Consider the following 15,064-nt stretch of genomic DNA (forward strand, 5'->3'; position numbering starts at 1 on the left):
ATCATCTCCGAGGAGAAGGCGGTTGGATCACCAGCTGAGCCACAGTCTCAAGCTCCGCCGGAACCCTTCGTAATCCCATCTCTCTCTTCTGCCAATTATTGCAGCTGCATTCGTTAGCTGAGCTGGGGACGGACAGGGAGCGCGCGCCGGACACGAGCCCTGACGTGATCCAGCCCTCACCACCTTCGAGCCGCCGGGCGGGCCACGTCATCGCCGTGACGATGCCGTGCACCGCAGCGGTCTGACCGACTTCCTGGCGGATAAGGACGCTGGCGCGCACGGAGCAGGTGACGCTCAGCGGCGGCAGTCCGCCGACGCCCTCCAGCAGGTCGGTGGCCGCGCTGTGCAGCCCACCGACATCGCCAGAGCAGTGACCGCGAGCCCGAACAGGCCGAAAACCGTGACGAATCCGGCGGTTATGGCCGCCGAAAGCATCAGCGCCTGTGCCGAGGAGGCTCAGTCCGGGCGACGTAGCAGGACCGCGGTGAACTGCTGGGTGGTGCCCCAGGGGGTCACGTGGTCTTCGCCGCTGGTGGCGATCAGCTCGTAGTTGGGGAACTCGGCGGCGAGTTCCTGATGGGTGTAGCGCACGATCGGCAATCCGCTGCAGGTGGTCGGCCCGTCCGGTCCGAAGGTGGCCACGATCGCCCGTCCTCCGGGGCTCAGGCATCGCTCGAGTGAGGCGAAATAGTCGGCACGTTCGTCAGGTTCAATGAGGAAGTGATAGACGGCACGGTCGTGCCAGAGCGTGTACCGGCGGCTCGGACGCAGGTCGAGGACGTCGGCCAGCTGGAAGACCACATGCTTCCCGGCGGGGCCGAGGCGTGAGCGGACGGTGTCGAGCGCGGTCGTGGACAGGTCGACGGCGGTCAGGTCACGGTAATGACGATCGACGAGGTGGTCGACGAGGGTGGACCAGCCGGCGCCGACGTCGATGATCGGGTCGTCGGTTTCGACCCGGGCCTGCTCCACCAGGCTGAGGGAGAGTTCGGGGACCGACTGCCACCAGGAGACCGCGTCCACGTCCTTGGCGTCATGCACACCCTCCCAGAAGTCCTTGCGTGATGTGGGGTCCATGGGGCGAGCTGGAGGCGACATGGCGCCACGGTAGTGCGCGGCATCACGGCCGGCGGCGGTCCGCGGGTTGAGGTCATGGAATCGTAAGATCCGTCGACGGCCCCGCTGGCTAGGGTCGGCGCATGCCTGACCAGATCCCCACATCGACGCGACCGACCCCGGCGGGTGAGGTCGCCGCCTTGGTGGACGGCGGTGACATGGACTGCGGCAGCGGGCTGTTGCTGCTCATCACCCGTGCGATGCGACGCCTGGAACCGGGCCAGGTGCTCGGGATCCGTAGCGCTGAACCGAGCGTGGTCGTCGATCTGCCGGCCTGGGCCGACCTGGTCGGGCACTCGGTCGACGCGCAGGTGGGCGAGACGCCGGATGGGCCGTGGTGGTTCGGGGTGCGCAAGGCCGCACGGGCGGATCAGCCGGTCGCGATGTTCAGCCGAGGAGGGCGTACGCCATTGGGGCAGCGGCTCTGGGCGTACACCAACTTCGACTGCAACCTCGCCTGCGGGTACTGCTGCGCGGAATCCTCCCCGCGTGCCGCGGCCCGGCGGCTGGAGCCCGACCTGGGCCGGGAGGTGTTCGGCGAGTTCCGTGCCGTGGGCGGCAGGGAGGTGTTCCTGACCGGTGGCGAGCCCTTTATGCACCCTCGGCTGACCGAGTTGGTGGACGCCGCCGAGGGGTTGGAGCGCACCGTGCTGACCAACGCCATGATCTTCGGGCGTGGGCGGCGGCGCGAGATGCTGGAGGCGCTGGACCGGTCCGTGACGCTGCAGGTCAGTCTCGATTCCGCGACGCCGGACCTGCACGACCGGCAGCGTGGTGCGGGATCCTGGGCGCGGGCGCTGGACGGTATCGGGCTGGCCGTGTCCCTCGGCTTCCGGGTCCGGGTGGCGGCGACGTTGTACGACGAGGACCCGGCGGGGGTGGAGGCCCTGCACCGCAGGCTGGACTCCGAAGGAATCGCCGGCGAGGACCGGCTGATCCGGCCGGTCGCCCGGGAGGGCTTCGCCCAGGCAGGGGTCCACGTGTCGATCGACACCCTGGAGCCCGAGCCCACCGTCACCGCGGACGGTGCCTGGTGGCACCCCGTGGCGGTGACCGATCCCCACATGCGTATCGCCGATGCGGCCCTGCCGGTCGCGGAGGTGTTCGGCGTGGTCCGGGACACGCTGGCGGTGCAGGACGCCGCGGCCCGGTCCGGACGGCAGGTCTTCCGCTGTGCCTGAGACGAACACCGCTCCCGAGGCGTGTGGCCATGTCTGGGCCCGCCGCATGCTCACCGGCGCTTTCGTACAGCTGGGTGATGGAACACCTGGTGCTCCCGGCCTGCACCGCCTTCGGATGGGCGCTCATCCATCGTCCGTGCCGTCCTCGCCGGGGCAACCAGGCCGCAATGAGTATGAGCGATCGGTAGCTGACTTCGGCTGGAGAAACCTGTGCCTTACCTGAAGCGCCGTGAGCTGTTGCTCGGATCTGCCGGACTGTTCCTGCTCGCCGCGTGCGGCACGCAGGAAGGCCGCGCCGCCGGTGCGTCCTTGATGATCTCCGCGATCCCCGACCAGGATCCCGAGAAGCTGAACCGGCTGTACCCCATGCTGGCCGACAGGTTCGCGGCCGTCACGAAGCTCAAGGTGGTCTACCGGCCGGTTACCGACTACACCGCCGTGGTCCGGGCGTTCGAGGTCGGTGACATCTACCTGGCCTGGATGGGCGGCCTGACCGGGGCCCAGGCCCGTAACCGGGTCTCCGGGGCGACGGCAGTGGCCCAGCGCAATATCGACCAGGACTTCCACAGCGTGTTCATCGCGAACAAGGCCTCCGGTCTGAGGCCGTTCGACACGGTCGAGGGGGTGCGCACGCTCGCCGGTCACACCTTCACCTTCGGCAGCGAGACGTCCACCTCCGGCCGGCTGATGCCGCAGTACTTCCTGCGCCAGGGCGGCCTCGACCAGGCCGCCTTCAAGGGCAAACCTGGGTTCTCCGGCTCTCACGATGCGACGATCGAGGCGGTCGCCTCCGGCAGCTTCGAGGCCGGTGTGGTCAACGAGCAGGTGTGGAAGGCCACGCAGGCGGCCGGCGAGGTGGACCTGAGCGACGTCGTGGTGCTGTGGAAGACCCCCGGATACGCCGACTACCACTGGCTGGCACGCCCCGATCTCGACGACCGGTTCGGCAAGGGCGCGACTCGGGCGGTGACCGACATGCTCCTGGGTCTGAACGTCTCCGATCCGGCCGACAAGGCGATCTTGGATCTCTTCGGCGCCACTTCGTTCATCGCGACGGACAACGCGAACTACGACCGGATCGAGGCTGTCGCCCGCGAACAAGGGCTATTGACGTGACCGCTTCCCCTCCCGTCATCCGTCTTCGGGGGGCAGGCCGGCGGTTCGGGTCGCACCACGCCGTGGCCGACGTCGACCTCACCGTTTACGCGGGCGAGCGGGTGGCGGTTCTCGGCACCAGCGGGGCCGGCAAGAGCACGCTGCTGTCGATGCTCAACGGATCGCTCTCCGCGACGTCCGGCGAAGTGGAGGTGTTGGGCGCAAACCTGGCGAATCTTTCGCCGTCCCGGCTTCGGGCGATCCAGCGGCGTATCGGCACGGTCTCCCAGCGCCTGGATCTCGTGAACCAGGTCCGGGTGTTGCACAACGTGAACGCCGGACGGCTCGGCCGGTGGGGCAGCATCCGCGCGCTGGCCGCGCTGGCCTGGCCAAGGGCTGATCCGACGGTCACCGAGGCCCTGCGACGGGTCGGACTCCCGTGGGCCGTCCACGAGCGCACGGAGCGCCTGTCCGGCGGGGAGCGGCAGCGCGTCGCCATCGCCCGGCTGCTCGTCCAGGAGCCCGATCTCGTGGTGGCCGACGAACCGGTCGCCAGCCTGGATCCGACCCGGGCGGCCGGCATCCTGGAGCTGCTCGGCGTGCCGGGCCGGCCGGTCACCGTCGTGGTGAGCCTGCACCAGCCCGAGCTGGCCCGGCGACACTGCACCCGGGCCATCGGGCTGCGCGGTGGACGCCTGGTCTTCGACCTGCCCGTCGAGCATCTCGACGACCGCGTCCTGGCCGACCTGTACACCCTGACATGACACTCCAGGTCGACGCCCCCAGCGAGCCCTCGCCGGCGGCGACTGCGCAGGCGTACCGGGTGACTGGGCGGACGGTCGCGGCCCGGCGGATCGTCGGACTGTTGCTGGTCGCGGTCCCCCTCGTCTGGTCCTGGCGGCAGGCGATGCCGGACGGCTCGGACGTGGTGAATCGCAGCGGCCTCTCGCTCGTTGCCGACCTGTTCGCGTCGATGCTGCACCCGCAGCTGTCGACGGAGTTCCTGGCCGTGGTGCTGAACGCCATGGTGGTGACTTTGGTGTTCGCGGTGCTGGGGACGGCGGGAGCATTGGCGGTCGGCCTCGCCGGCGGGATCGTGCTCAGCGACGCCGCCTGGCACAGCCGGCCGCCGCGTGCGGTGCGGGCGCTGCGCCTGCTGATACGGAGTCTGCTGGTCGCGGCCCGGTCCGTCCACGAGCTGGTCTGGGCATTGTTGTTCGTCAGTGTGCTGGGCCTCGATCCGCTGGCCGCCGTCCTGGCGATCGCCGTCCCGTTCGGAGCGCAGACCGCGAAGATCTTCGGTGAAACTCTGGACGGCATCCCGCCCGGACCGTTGCTGACCCTACGCAATGCCGGGGCGCGACCGATCGCCGCCCTGTGCTACGGCCTGTTCCCCCCGGCCGCACCGCTGCTGCTGTCCTACACCTTCTACCGTTTCGAGTGCGCCATCCGCTCTGCGGTGGTCCTCGGAGTGGTGGGACTCGGTGGGCTAGGACAGGAGCTGGTGGTCAGTCTCCAGTCACGCAACTGGGACGAGGTGTGGACGCTCGTGTGGGCCGTCCTGCTGCTCTCGGCGGTTGTGGACCTGTGGAACAGCCGCCTGCGCCGCGATCTGGCCGTCGTCACCTGCGCCGACTGGTCCGGCGGCCAAGACGCCGGAGCGCGCCGATCGTCCCGCGCCGAGGACCGCAACGCCCGGCCGGCCACGTCGCGGTGGGCACGCGCGTCCGCCGTCGTGGCGGTCCCGGGGCTGCTGCTGGCATGGCTGGCCTCGGAGGTGTCCCTGTCCGGCCTGAGTTCGCCGCGCACCCGTGACCTGACCGTACGGCTACTGGACGAGATGTGGCCGCCCGCGCTCCCGAACGGCGGCTGGCCAGCCCTCGCGGAGGCGATACCGGACACCGTGGCGATCGCGGTCCTCGCCATGGCCGTTGCCGTCATCATCACCCTGGTGATCGGTCCCTGGGCGGGACGGGCACGGCACGGGTCCTTCGACGAGCGAGCCCACCCCACCCGCCACATCCCGCGCAAGGTGGCATGGTGGGCCGCGCGCGCGGTGCTGCTGGTGCTGCGTTCCATCCCGCCGACGGTCTGGGCCGTGATCGCCCTCCTCGCACTGTTCCCCGGCGTGCTGCCGGGCGCCCTGGCCCTCGGCCTCTACACCGGAGGCATCCTCGGCAGGTTGGTTGCCGAGGCATGGGAAAGCGTCGATACCCGTCCCCGTGATGCCCTGCGCGCCATCGGGACACGGGGTTGGCTCGCCTCCGTGGCCACGATCGTCCCACCGTCGGCCCACCACCTTCTGACCTATACGCTTTACCGCTTCGAGATCTGCATCCGGGACACGGCCGTCGTCGGCGTCGTCGGCGCCGCGGGTCTGGGCCGCCTGATCGCCGAGAATCTGGCCGCCTTCCGCTGGCCGGCGGTCACGACACTGCTCGTCGCATCCTTCGCGCTGAGCGTCGGCAGCGAGGCCGTCGGACGGCGACTCAGACGGGCGCTACAGGGATCGGCCGGGGAGGGGCGTAACCGGTCCGGCCGGGCACGCCCGCCCACCTCGACCACAGGCGGCCGATGAAGGAGATGACCGAGTCAACGATCACCTGGTGGCGCCCTCGGCCATCACCGACGGGAAGATGACACCCGCCGGCTGCCCCGCGTCATGCCTTGTCCGGCACTCGCCCTTGGGAGTTCCGGCCGACGAAGACGCGTTGCTTGGGCAGCTCGTAGTGGCGGGTGAGGCCTTTGAGGGCCAGAGCGTGCGGGAGAGCACCAGCAGCAGGTACGTCGCTGCCGTGACCAGCGCCACGCTGATGGCGGTGAGGGAGACGGCTTGACGCTCGGCGGCCCAGGCAGGCAGTCGCTGATGCCCCGCATTCACCTGCGGCGCGGCATCGCGAGCACGGGATCCAAGCGGGACGACGGCTCCCTCTCACTCCTTCACGTGGGTTGCCACCGAGGTACGCCGAGCCGCCGCCACCAGCCCGGCGCCGAGCCCGAGCCACACGCTGAACACCGATCCGGTGCCGCCGGTGAGCCGGAAACCGAAGGTCATCTCTGCCAGCACGAGCAGCGCCGCCACCAGGAACAGCGCCCCGGCGGCGAGCGTCAGCGGCGGCCGGTCCAGCCGCGCGGCCACGCAGGCCAGCAGGCCGAGCGCCACCGCGACGAAGCGCCAGTCGCCGCTCGCGTCCACGAACACGGTGCTGACGACCGACGCGACGCCCAGCGCGAAGGCGTACGGCACCGGCCTCGTCTCTCCCATCCGCAGCCCATCCGCGCCGTAGTACCGTCCCGCCGCGGTCGCGAACAGCACGATGAGCACCATGAACATCAGGAAGTACGACCAGCGCCACTCGTGCGGTGCGTTCAGCACCGACAGCGTGATCGCCATCGTCTGCCCGATCCCGATCAGCGCCCACACCCGGGTCCACAGCCCCGCCAGCAGGAACGCGCCCAGGCCTGCCTCCACCAGCAGCACCGTCCAGCCGAAGAGCGTGAAGTTCGGCAGCACGACGTGCTCCACCAGCCAGGCGTACGGGGCCAGCACCGGATATTCGACGGCGTAGCCGGTCCACTGGAACAGCCCGCGCGGCGGCGACGTCTGGCCGAAACCGTCCCCGGGCGTCTTCCAGCCCGCGTTCTCCACCCACAACATGGCCATCGCGACGCGGACGACCGCAAGGGCGGCGGGCGCCCCGCGGGGCAGACCGGCAATATCAGGCATCGGGCGCCTCCTTACAGGCGGGTCACCACTGATCCAATACCGAAACGGCCGCCGCGTTCCTTACAGATCCCGAACGTCCGACCGCACCAGCACAACAGCCGCCAGCCGAGGAGTTTCCTCGGGCAACTGCATCTGGACCATCCAGGCAGGGATCTTCCCCGAGAACGCCGCCAGCCTCGCCCTGCACGCCCGCGCCGGGTTCCGGGTGATCGGCACTCGGGAGCGAGTCGGCCGCCATCACGGCCTCTGGCGCGACGTCGTACTCATCGAGCGGCGCAGCTCCGTCATCGCCTGAAGGAACAGGCGCCTTCACCAGCCGTCAGCCAGCCTACTTGCCTTACATGGTTTACAGGCCTGCAAGCCACTGACCAGCCAGATCGCTTGGCAACCCTAGATAAGGCCCAAGGCCCATCCTCAAACGTCAACCGCAGTCGAGGTCAAGGCGGTAGTCTCTGGCCGCCCAGGGCTGAAGGTGCCGGCCGCCGGTCAGGAAGTGCCGGCGGTCAGCTGGCCGGCGCGCCGCTGTAGGTCGGCGGCGAACTCCTCGGCCCTGCTCAGCTGAGTGCGCAGCGCCGCGCAGCGCTCGCGGGTGGCCTGCTCGAACCGCCCCAGCCGCGCCAGCAACTGCTCGCGCTCGGCCGTCTCCAGGGCCGCCGCGCTGCTGTTGTCGAGCCGATCGGTGATGGACAGCAACTCGCCCATCTCCTCCAGCGTGAAGCCCAGCGGCTTCATCCGGCGGATCACCATCAGCCGGGCCACATCGGCCTCGGTGTAGAGCCGGAAGCCACCTTGGCTGCGGGCCGAGGGCCGCACCAGGCCCAGCTCGTCGTAGTGCCGGATGGTCCGCAGCGACAGCCCGGTCCGCGCCGCCACCTGCCCGATGTGCATGTGATCTCCACCACTACCCACCGAAGCCGGATCTTCGCCATCGGCGGCGGGAAGCGCCGGTCCGTCCATCTTTCGCACGACCTCCCTGCTGGCTGATGGCGGCGGTAGCGAGCGGCAACGCCCGCCCCGCCGAATCTCTACCTTAACGTTAAGGTAGAGTTGCCGATGCCGGACCACCGAGGCGCGCTCCGGCACAGGCACACCGACACCCTGGCACAACCCGGTCGCCTGACGACATTCACCGGGTGTCTGCTGAGCGCCGCCATCACGATCGCGAGGTAAGGAACATCGACGCGCGCATGCCTTTGATCACCACCGCCTGCTGCCCGCCGTGACCTGCCCGCGGTAGCGCCGCCGACATCATTGTCGCCTCGCCCTGCCTCCCGCCCTTCCTTTGACCCGGCACGCCTGCGAGCCTGTCGGCGGCCCTTTCCCCGGCCGCTTCCTCACCTACTGCCGCCGTGCCTGCGGCCGGTGGCCTGCTGCCCGCTGCCCCTTGAGGGGCCGGTCCAACGTTTGAAGGACGCCTGTTGCCCAGTTCATCCATGCCCGCACGCCCGTTTTTGACCCTGGCTGGGCGCCTGCGGCCCGGCCGGCCCACCTGGCTGAAGCCCTCGGTGGCCCGTACCGAGATCCTGTCTGGCCTGGTCGTCGCCCTCGCCCTCATCCCCGAGGCGATCTCGTTCTCCATCATCGCCGGGGTCGATCCCAGCATCGGACTGTTCGCCTCCTTCACCATGGCCGTGGTCATCGCCATCGCCGGCGGCCGCCCCGCCATGATCTCCGCCGCCACCGGCGCCATCGCCCTGGTCGTCGCCCCGCTGGCGCGCGAGCATGGTCTGGATTACCTGGTCGCCACCGTCATCCTCGGGGGCCTCATCCAGGTCGTGCTCGGCGCGCTCGGCGTGGCCAAGCTCATGCGCTTCGTCCCGCGCAGCGTCATGGTCGGCTTCGTCAACGCCCTGGCCATCCTCATCTTCATGGCCCAGGTACCCGAGCTCATCGACGTCCCGTGGGTCGTCTATCCGCTGGTCGGCGGTGCGCTGGCGCTGATGGTGTTCCTGCCTCGCCTGACCAAGGTGATCCCGGCGCCGCTGATCTCCATTGCCGCGCTCACCGCGCTCACCATCGGCGTCCACCTGGCCGTGCCCACCGTCGGCGACCGCGGCGCGCTGCCCTCCTCCCTGCCCGTCCCCGGCCTGCCGGACGTGCCCTTCACCCTGGATACCCTGACACTCATCGCCCCGTACGCGCTCGGGTTCGCGCTGGTCGGGCTGATGGAGTCGCTGATGACGGCCAAGCTGGTGGACGACATCACCGATACCCGCTCCTCCAAGACCCGCGAATCCATCGGCCAAGGCGTCGCCAACATCGTCACTGGCTTCTTCGGCGGCATGGGCGGCTGCGCGATGATCGGCCAGACCATGATCAACGTGAAGAACGGGGCCCGCACCCGCCTGTCCACCTTCACCGCCGGCGTCATGCTCATGGTGCTGTGCATCGTCTTCGGCCCGCTGGTCTCTCAGATCCCGATGGCCGCCCTGGTCGCCGTCATGATCCTGGTCTCGTTCGGCACCTTCGACTGGCACTCCGTCGCCCCGGCCACGCTCAAGCGCATGCCCGCCGGCGAGATCGGCGTCATGGCCATCACCGTCGCCGTCGTGGTCGCCACGCACAACCTGGCCATCGGCGTTGTGGTCGGCTCGCTGACCGGCCTGGTCATCTTCGCCCGCCGGGTGGCGCACCTGGCCAACGTGACCGCCTGCCTCGACCCCGACGGCGGCCAGGTCGTCTACGCAGTCACCGGCGAGCTGTTCTTCGCCTCCAGCAACGACCTGGTCTCCCAGTTCAACTACGCCAGCGACCCCGACGACGTGGTCATCGACCTGACCGACGCCCACATCTGGGACGCCTCCTCCGTCGCCGCCCTGGACGCCGTCGAAGCCAAGTACGCAGCTCGCGGCAAGAGCGTGCGCATCATCGGCCTCAACCAGCCCAGTGCCCGCATGCACGGCGCGCTGTCCGGCGAGCTGTCCGGCAGCCACTGACGCCTGGTCCAGATCGTGTTGCGCGATCCGGCTTGGCAAAACGGCTGAGCCCGGCCGATCGGCGGGGCCTGTCGGCGTGGTTCTGGACCATCTGAACGTACGGGCGCTTCGAGCTCGACAAGTACCGCGATCTGGAACTGGAGGCCGTCGCCGCTTTGCCGGAGTGACCGGCGACGCGGACGCGCACTGGCTGGCCGGCGTGGAGTCCATGCGCCCGACCAGCGGGTGCGGTGATCATGCTGTGCCCGGCGCGAAGAATTTCGGCGTCCCTGTCGTATCGAGGCGTCGGCCGATCGTCTGTGAAATGAGGGCCAAGCCGTCAACGGGCAGGTCGCAGTATGCGGCTCGTGGCCACGTGATGTGAGGTGAGCCCGATAGGGGCCTCACGGACGGCCTGGGAAACTCACCGACCGAGCCCGAAGGAGCGCAACATGCATCCCACCCTGAACACCATCGACATCGTGGTGTCCGACATGGACGCCTCCCGCCCCGCCCGTGCCGGACCAGGACAGCGGCAGTGCGGCGGTCGTCCCCGCAGAGTCGGGCGGCCGGGGACGGTTTCAGGTCCGGTCGCGGGTCCACTCCTGATCTTGCCAGGCCGGGTCGAGTGGGGTGTGGGCGATGTGGTTGGTGTAGTTCGACAAGGTCTTCATCCCCACGCCGAGCACGATGTCCAGCACGTGCCGGCGCGTGTAGCCCGCACTCAGGAACCCCTCGATCTCGGTGTCGTCCACCCAGCCACGCTGGGCGACCATCGCCTGGGTCAGCCGGCGGGCGGCCTCCAGCGCCGCGTCCTCCAACGGCTTGCCCGTCCGTAGCGCGGCCACCACCTCCTCTGGGACCCGGGCGCGCAAGGCGAGCGTGGAGTGCGCCGCAACGCAGTACTCGCAGCCGTTCTCCACGCTGGCCGTGATCCACACCACGTGCTTGGCCGGTCCCGGCAGTGAGGACTTGCTGAACTGCTCGGCCAGCGCGTTGTAACCGGCCAGCAGCTCGGGTGACTCGGCCATCACGCCGTTGAGCGTGGTGACGAAACCCATGCGCCTCTTGGCCGCCTCCAGCATCGGGCGCGCCGCCTCGGGGGCGTCGCTCTCGTCATACACCGTGAAATCGATCATCACTTCTTCTCCTTGGTGAGGGAATCCAGTACGGCGCGCACGCCGGTCAGCAGCTCGGTCGCGTCGGCGCCGGCTCGCGAGCGGAGATTGACCCCGTAGGCCAGTAGGGTGAGCGCCTCCGCTTCGGACTCCAGGTCGAGCTCGGGCCGCAGCTGGCCGTGCCCGCGGGCCGCCTCCAGTGCGGTGCGCATGGCCGAGCGCAACGTGCCGTGGTGGTCATCCAGTGCCTGCCGCACCGCGGGAAGGTCGCGTCCTGACGCGGCGTGCGCGTTGGTGACCAGGCATCCCCAGCGGGCGTGCTCACCCGCGCAGCGGGCGGCCACCAGTTGCTCGAAGAATCCGAGGATGGCGGGCAGGCCCCGCTCGTCGGCGGCCAGGGCGGCGAACACCGGCTGTGACTGCCGCTGCAGGTAGCGGCGCAGGGCGGCCGTGTACAACTGTCCTTTGCCGCCAAAGGTCGCATACAGGCTGGAGCGGCTCAGCCCGGTCACCTCGACCACATCGGCGATGCCGGTGGTGTCGGCACCCCGCTCCCAGAACAAGCGGACGACCTGATCCAGCGCCACGTCGGGATCGAAGTGCTTGACGTCCGGCATCTGCCAGCTCCTATCTTGGAACGATTATTCCAAGATAGGGCAAGGCGGCCGTCAAGAGCAAGTAGCGCCGACAGGTCCGCTGACCTGCCCGACCACGATCCGCGCGCCGGTGGGGCGGTCGCTCAGCTACACCTCCACCCAGCTGCTGGTGATGCCGCGAAGAACACTGTCACCTCGTGAACAATCAGCGCGCGCCCCGCCCGGTGACGGGGAGGTGCCGCGCGACAACGCATCAACGCTCACCCGTGACCGGGTGAGCCATCCACAACGGGGGGAACATCGTGATCGCTGCAGCATCAACCGCCCTGGCGGCCATCATGCTCGCCGGAACCGGACCAGCCCTATCGGCGGGCGAACAGCCGAGAACCACCAAGATCATCCAGCTGACCGGCAAGCGCACCTCTATGCATAAGCCCGACAAGCTCGCCCCCGGCGCGTCGATGACGTCCACGCTCGACTTCTGTTCGCGGTCGTGGCCGGGCTCAGCGAGTTCGGCGGCGGCCTACTGCTGGCAGCCGGGCTGTTCGCCCCGCTGGCTTCGGCCGTCGTGCTCGGCGTCATGGTCAACGCCATCGCCGTCGAATGGCCCAAGGGGCTCCTGCAAGGTTTCGAGTTCCCGCTCGTCCTGGCCACCGCCGCGGGAGCCCTCGCGGGTACGGGGCCGGGCCGGTACGCGCTGGACGAAGGACGCCTCTGGCAGCGCCACGGCCCGGAATGGGCAGGCGCGAGCATCACGCTGGGTCTGGGCGCTGCCGCCTTCACACTCCTGCTCCGCGCATTCTGAAGGCAAGACTGTCATGCGGGTGACAGTCCGGGTGGCCGTCGCCGCCGCCACCGGTTGCACTCCACCAAAGAAGGGGGCCGGCGATGAACGCTGAGCAGTACGACGTGATCGTGATCGGAATGGGACCGGGCGGCGAGGAGGTGGCAGGGCGGCTGGCCGAGGCCGGGCTGCGCGTCGCCGGGATCGAGGCCAAGCTGGTCGGCGGCGAATGCCCCTACTGGGGCTGCGTGCCGTCCAAGATGATGATCCGCGCCGCCGACCTGCTCGCCGAGGCCAGGCGAATCCCCGGGATGGCCGGCGAGGCCGGCGTACAACCGGATTGGGCCCCGGTGGCGCGGCGCATCCGTCAGGAGGCCACCGACGACTGGAACGACAAGGTCGCCGTCGACCGGTTCGAGGGCAAGGGTGGCCACTTCGTCCGCGGACACGGCCGGATCACCGCACCCGGGCAGGTCAGCGTCGACGGCGAGCGAGTACTGCGCGCCCGGCGTGGCATCGTCATCGCCACCGGCACCGAACCGGCCGTCCCGCCGATCCCCGGCCTGGACGGCACACCGTACTGGACCAACCGCGAAGCGATCGAGACCAAGGAAGTGCCCGCCTCGCTGATCGTGCTCGGAGGCGGCGCCGTCGGTACCGAACTCGCCCAAGTCTTTGCCCGCCTCATCACACAGACATGATCATGAGCGGCTGCTCTCGTCGCGTCCGCATCCGACCACAAGATCGCATCGACCGGCCGCCATCATCCCAGCTCACACCCCAATTGGCGCTGCCGTACCAGGCTCGGCGCACTCCTAGCGGTCCTGGCATCCGTCGCAGGGAACCTCCGTCACCTGGCCTGTTGCGGCCGAGATGGCCAGGAGACGGTCGCCGGCCATGGTGAACACGTGGCGGCCGTCGGTGGTGAAGGCGGGGCGGGTGCCGAGCCAGCCCAAGGAGGCGCGGCCGATCTGCTTGGTGCCGTTCATGGCGACGAGTTCGCTGTTCGTCTGCGTCCAGTCCTGGCCGAAATGCACCGTCATGTAGGCGTAGACACGCGGCGGGTCCGGCTGCTTGACCTCGTCGGTGCCCGATGGGGCAGCGCTGCCTGATGGGGCCGATTGGTTCAGCACGATCGCGATAGCGGTCACAGTTGCCACCACGAGTCCGACCACGGCGAGCATGACCGTGCGTTTCGACACCCCATACACCTCCGAACGCGACTGCACGTGACACTGTGCGCGCTCCGCGGTGGGACCGGTCCCGACACAGGCCAGCCCGCCCCAGAGAGTGAGCCCGCCCATGACGACGACCCGCGCGCAACACCACGCACTTCCCTCTGTGGGCCACCGCGGTCGAGCTGGGGAAGCGGCGACACGACGCACTTGGCCCTCCACACTGCGACTGACCCCGCCGGCGACTGGCGTTGACGAGCGGGCGGCCGCGATGACCGCCTGTGGTGGATCCGCCCGAGCAGCTTCGGGTGTCCTCGGTGAGGAACGCGGACACCCGACCATCGCGTCTGGAACCCGGTCAGTTGACGGATTTGTCCATTCGGCCCCAGGTCTACTATTTATGATCTGCGATCTGGTCCAAATTTCATGCTTTCGTCAGGCATGGCGCTGGACGCGGGTCCATGAGGACTGGGGGCGTGTTGTGAGCGGATTGGTCCTGGTGACCGGGGCGACCGGCAGGCTGGGCAAGGCGTTGCTGCCGCGGCTGGCCGAGGCCGGGTTCGAGGTGCGCGGGATGAGCCGCAGCCCTCGCTCCGGGGACGAGGTCCACTGGACGGTGGCGGACCTGACGACCGGTCAGGGCCTGGCCGAGGCGCTGCGCGGGGTCGACGTGGTGGTGCATCTGGCCGCGGCGCCGTACAAGGGCAGGTACACCGATCGGGTCGAGGTGGATGGCACCCGGCGGCTCTGCGAAGCGGCCCGTGAGGCGAACGTCGGGCATCTGCTCTACACCTCGATCATCGGTGCGGACCAGATCCCATGGGGGTATTTCCGCACGAAGGTGCGCACAGAGGAGATCGTCAAGTCGGCCCAGGTGCCGTGGTCGATCGTGCGGGCCGCGCAGTTCCACGAATTCATGGACCAAGCGTTCGGACTGGCGGCGCGTACCGGGCTGATGATCGCCGACCCCGGCATCAAGGCGCAGCCGGTCGATGTGCGCGATCTGGCGGACCTGCTCGTGCGGCGTATCCAGGCCGGCCCCACGAGCCGGACGGAGGATTTCGGCGGGCCGGAGGTGCTGGCACTCGATGAGGTCGTCCGGCAATGGCTGGGCGCGAGGCGCAAGAGGCGGCCCATCGTGCGCGTGAAGCTTCCCGGCAAGCTCGGCGCAGCCTTCCGCGATGGCCGCCTCGCCACCCATTCCACCCCCACGGGGACGATCACCTGGAAGCGATACCTGCAAGAGAGGTCTTGAGCACCGCCGAGCAACCAAGAGGGCAACTCGGGCAGATGTGACTTGGTCCTGCTCATTGGGCGAGCAAACGAACAGGCGGTGATCAATCGACTGCTCGTGGAC

General features: G+C 69.3%; 15 protein-coding genes. 8 read left to right on the forward strand and 7 right to left on the reverse strand.

From position 1 onward, the window contains the following. Positions 1-456 precede the first annotated feature (456 nt). Positions 457-1,077, reverse strand: coding sequence for an SAM-dependent methyltransferase (locus ABN273_RS38255; RefSeq protein WP_349454047.1), 621 nt, complete (start codon positions 1,075-1,077; stop codon positions 457-459). Between the two features lie 122 nt (positions 1,078-1,199). Between ABN273_RS38255 and ABN273_RS38260 the strand changes: the two genes are divergently transcribed. From ABN273_RS38260 to ABN273_RS38275, 4 genes are all read left to right on the forward strand, one after another. Continuing rightward, complete coding sequence (locus ABN273_RS38260) at positions 1,200-2,297, forward strand: radical SAM protein (RefSeq protein WP_349454049.1); 1,098 nt, start codon at positions 1,200-1,202, stop codon at positions 2,295-2,297. 210 nt (positions 2,298-2,507) lie between these two features. Beyond that, positions 2,508-3,413, forward strand: coding sequence for a putative selenate ABC transporter substrate-binding protein (locus tag ABN273_RS38265; RefSeq protein ID WP_349454050.1), 906 nt, complete (start codon positions 2,508-2,510; stop codon positions 3,411-3,413). Beyond that, positions 3,410-4,156 (forward strand): phosphonate ABC transporter ATP-binding protein, encoded by a 747-nt coding sequence (locus ABN273_RS38270; protein WP_349454052.1) that lies wholly within the window; start codon positions 3,410-3,412, stop codon positions 4,154-4,156. Before ABN273_RS38265 ends, ABN273_RS38270 begins: the two co-directional genes overlap by 4 nt. Beyond that, positions 4,153-5,970: a PhnE/PtxC family ABC transporter permease gene (locus ABN273_RS38275; protein WP_349454054.1), complete on the forward strand. Its 1,818-nt coding sequence runs from the start codon at positions 4,153-4,155 to the stop codon at positions 5,968-5,970. The genes ABN273_RS38270 and ABN273_RS38275 overlap by 4 nt, the downstream gene beginning before the upstream one ends. Positions 5,971-5,991: 21 nt before the next feature. On the opposite strand, the gene ABN273_RS38280 is transcribed toward ABN273_RS38275, so the two are convergent. The 3 genes from ABN273_RS38280 to ABN273_RS38290 all read right to left on the reverse strand — a co-directional run bounded on the left by ABN273_RS38280 (position 5,992) and on the right by ABN273_RS38290 (position 8,007). Continuing rightward, positions 5,992-6,273, reverse strand: coding sequence for a hypothetical protein (locus ABN273_RS38280; protein ID WP_349454056.1), 282 nt, complete (start codon positions 6,271-6,273; stop codon positions 5,992-5,994). A gap of 51 nt (positions 6,274-6,324) precedes the next feature. Beyond that, positions 6,325-7,119 (reverse strand): Rv1678 family membrane protein, encoded by a 795-nt coding sequence (locus ABN273_RS38285; RefSeq protein ID WP_349454058.1) that lies wholly within the window; start codon positions 7,117-7,119, stop codon positions 6,325-6,327. A 486-nt stretch (positions 7,120-7,605) separates the two neighbouring features. Further along, positions 7,606-8,007, reverse strand: a complete 402-nt coding sequence (locus ABN273_RS38290) for a MerR family transcriptional regulator (RefSeq protein WP_349454060.1) — start codon at positions 8,005-8,007, stop codon at positions 7,606-7,608. Between the two features lie 545 nt (positions 8,008-8,552). Here ABN273_RS38290 and ABN273_RS38295 point away from each other — a divergent pair. Further along, complete coding sequence (locus ABN273_RS38295) at positions 8,553-10,055, forward strand: SulP family inorganic anion transporter (protein WP_349454062.1); 1,503 nt, start codon at positions 8,553-8,555, stop codon at positions 10,053-10,055. A 560-nt stretch (positions 10,056-10,615) separates the two neighbouring features. On the opposite strand, the gene ABN273_RS38300 is transcribed toward ABN273_RS38295, so the two are convergent. Together ABN273_RS38300 and ABN273_RS38305 are read right to left on the reverse strand one after the other, a co-directional pair. Then, on the reverse strand, positions 10,616-11,173 hold the full coding sequence (locus tag ABN273_RS38300) for a carboxymuconolactone decarboxylase family protein (protein ID WP_349454063.1): 558 nt from the start codon (positions 11,171-11,173) through the stop codon (positions 10,616-10,618). Beyond that, the gene (locus ABN273_RS38305) at positions 11,173-11,769 is read right to left on the reverse strand and encodes a TetR/AcrR family transcriptional regulator (RefSeq protein WP_349454065.1); all 597 of its coding nucleotides are present in this window, start codon (positions 11,767-11,769) and stop codon (positions 11,173-11,175) included. The genes ABN273_RS38300 and ABN273_RS38305 overlap by 1 nt, the downstream gene beginning before the upstream one ends. A 472-nt stretch (positions 11,770-12,241) precedes the next feature. Between ABN273_RS38305 and ABN273_RS38310 the strand changes: the two genes are divergently transcribed. Together ABN273_RS38310 and ABN273_RS38315 are read left to right on the forward strand one after the other, a co-directional pair. Next, complete coding sequence (locus ABN273_RS38310) at positions 12,242-12,553, forward strand: DoxX family membrane protein (RefSeq protein ID WP_349454066.1); 312 nt, start codon at positions 12,242-12,244, stop codon at positions 12,551-12,553. Positions 12,554-12,636: 83 nt separating this feature from the next. Continuing rightward, positions 12,637-13,233, forward strand: a complete 597-nt coding sequence (locus ABN273_RS38315) for an FAD-dependent oxidoreductase (RefSeq protein WP_349454068.1) — start codon at positions 12,637-12,639, stop codon at positions 13,231-13,233. A gap of 114 nt (positions 13,234-13,347) precedes the next feature. On the opposite strand, the gene ABN273_RS38320 is transcribed toward ABN273_RS38315, so the two are convergent. Further along, positions 13,348-13,734, reverse strand: a complete 387-nt coding sequence (locus ABN273_RS38320) for a hypothetical protein (protein ID WP_349454070.1) — start codon at positions 13,732-13,734, stop codon at positions 13,348-13,350. Between the two features lie 454 nt (positions 13,735-14,188). Here ABN273_RS38320 and ABN273_RS38325 point away from each other — a divergent pair, with 454 nt between their 5' ends. After that, complete coding sequence (locus tag ABN273_RS38325; RefSeq protein ID WP_349454072.1) at positions 14,189-14,962, forward strand: SDR family oxidoreductase; 774 nt, start codon at positions 14,189-14,191, stop codon at positions 14,960-14,962. Positions 14,963-15,064 lie beyond the last annotated feature (102 nt).

Source organism: Nonomuraea sp. B19D2 (assembly GCF_040137845.1).
In the GTDB taxonomy this organism is placed as follows: Bacteria; Actinomycetota; Actinomycetes; order Streptosporangiales; family Streptosporangiaceae; genus Nonomuraea.

Coding starts and splice junctions, on each gene's coding strand:
- ABN273_RS38315 (WP_349454068.1), top strand. CDS start 12,637: ATGAACGCTGAGCAGTACGACGTGATCGTGATCGGAATGGGACCGGGC.
- ABN273_RS38285 (WP_349454058.1), bottom strand. CDS start 7,119: ATGCCTGATATTGCCGGTCTGCCCCGCGGGGCGCCCGCCGCCCTTGCG.
- ABN273_RS38275 (WP_349454054.1), top strand. CDS start 4,153: ATGACACTCCAGGTCGACGCCCCCAGCGAGCCCTCGCCGGCGGCGACT.
- ABN273_RS38300 (WP_349454063.1), bottom strand. CDS start 11,173: ATGATCGATTTCACGGTGTATGACGAGAGCGACGCCCCCGAGGCGGCG.
- ABN273_RS38255 (WP_349454047.1), bottom strand. CDS start 1,077: ATGGACCCCACATCACGCAAGGACTTCTGGGAGGGTGTGCATGACGCC.
- ABN273_RS38295 (WP_349454062.1), top strand. CDS start 8,553: ATGCCCGCACGCCCGTTTTTGACCCTGGCTGGGCGCCTGCGGCCCGGC.
- ABN273_RS38260 (WP_349454049.1), top strand. CDS start 1,200: ATGCCTGACCAGATCCCCACATCGACGCGACCGACCCCGGCGGGTGAG.
- ABN273_RS38290 (WP_349454060.1), bottom strand. CDS start 8,007: ATGCACATCGGGCAGGTGGCGGCGCGGACCGGGCTGTCGCTGCGGACC.
- ABN273_RS38305 (WP_349454065.1), bottom strand. CDS start 11,769: ATGCCGGACGTCAAGCACTTCGATCCCGACGTGGCGCTGGATCAGGTC.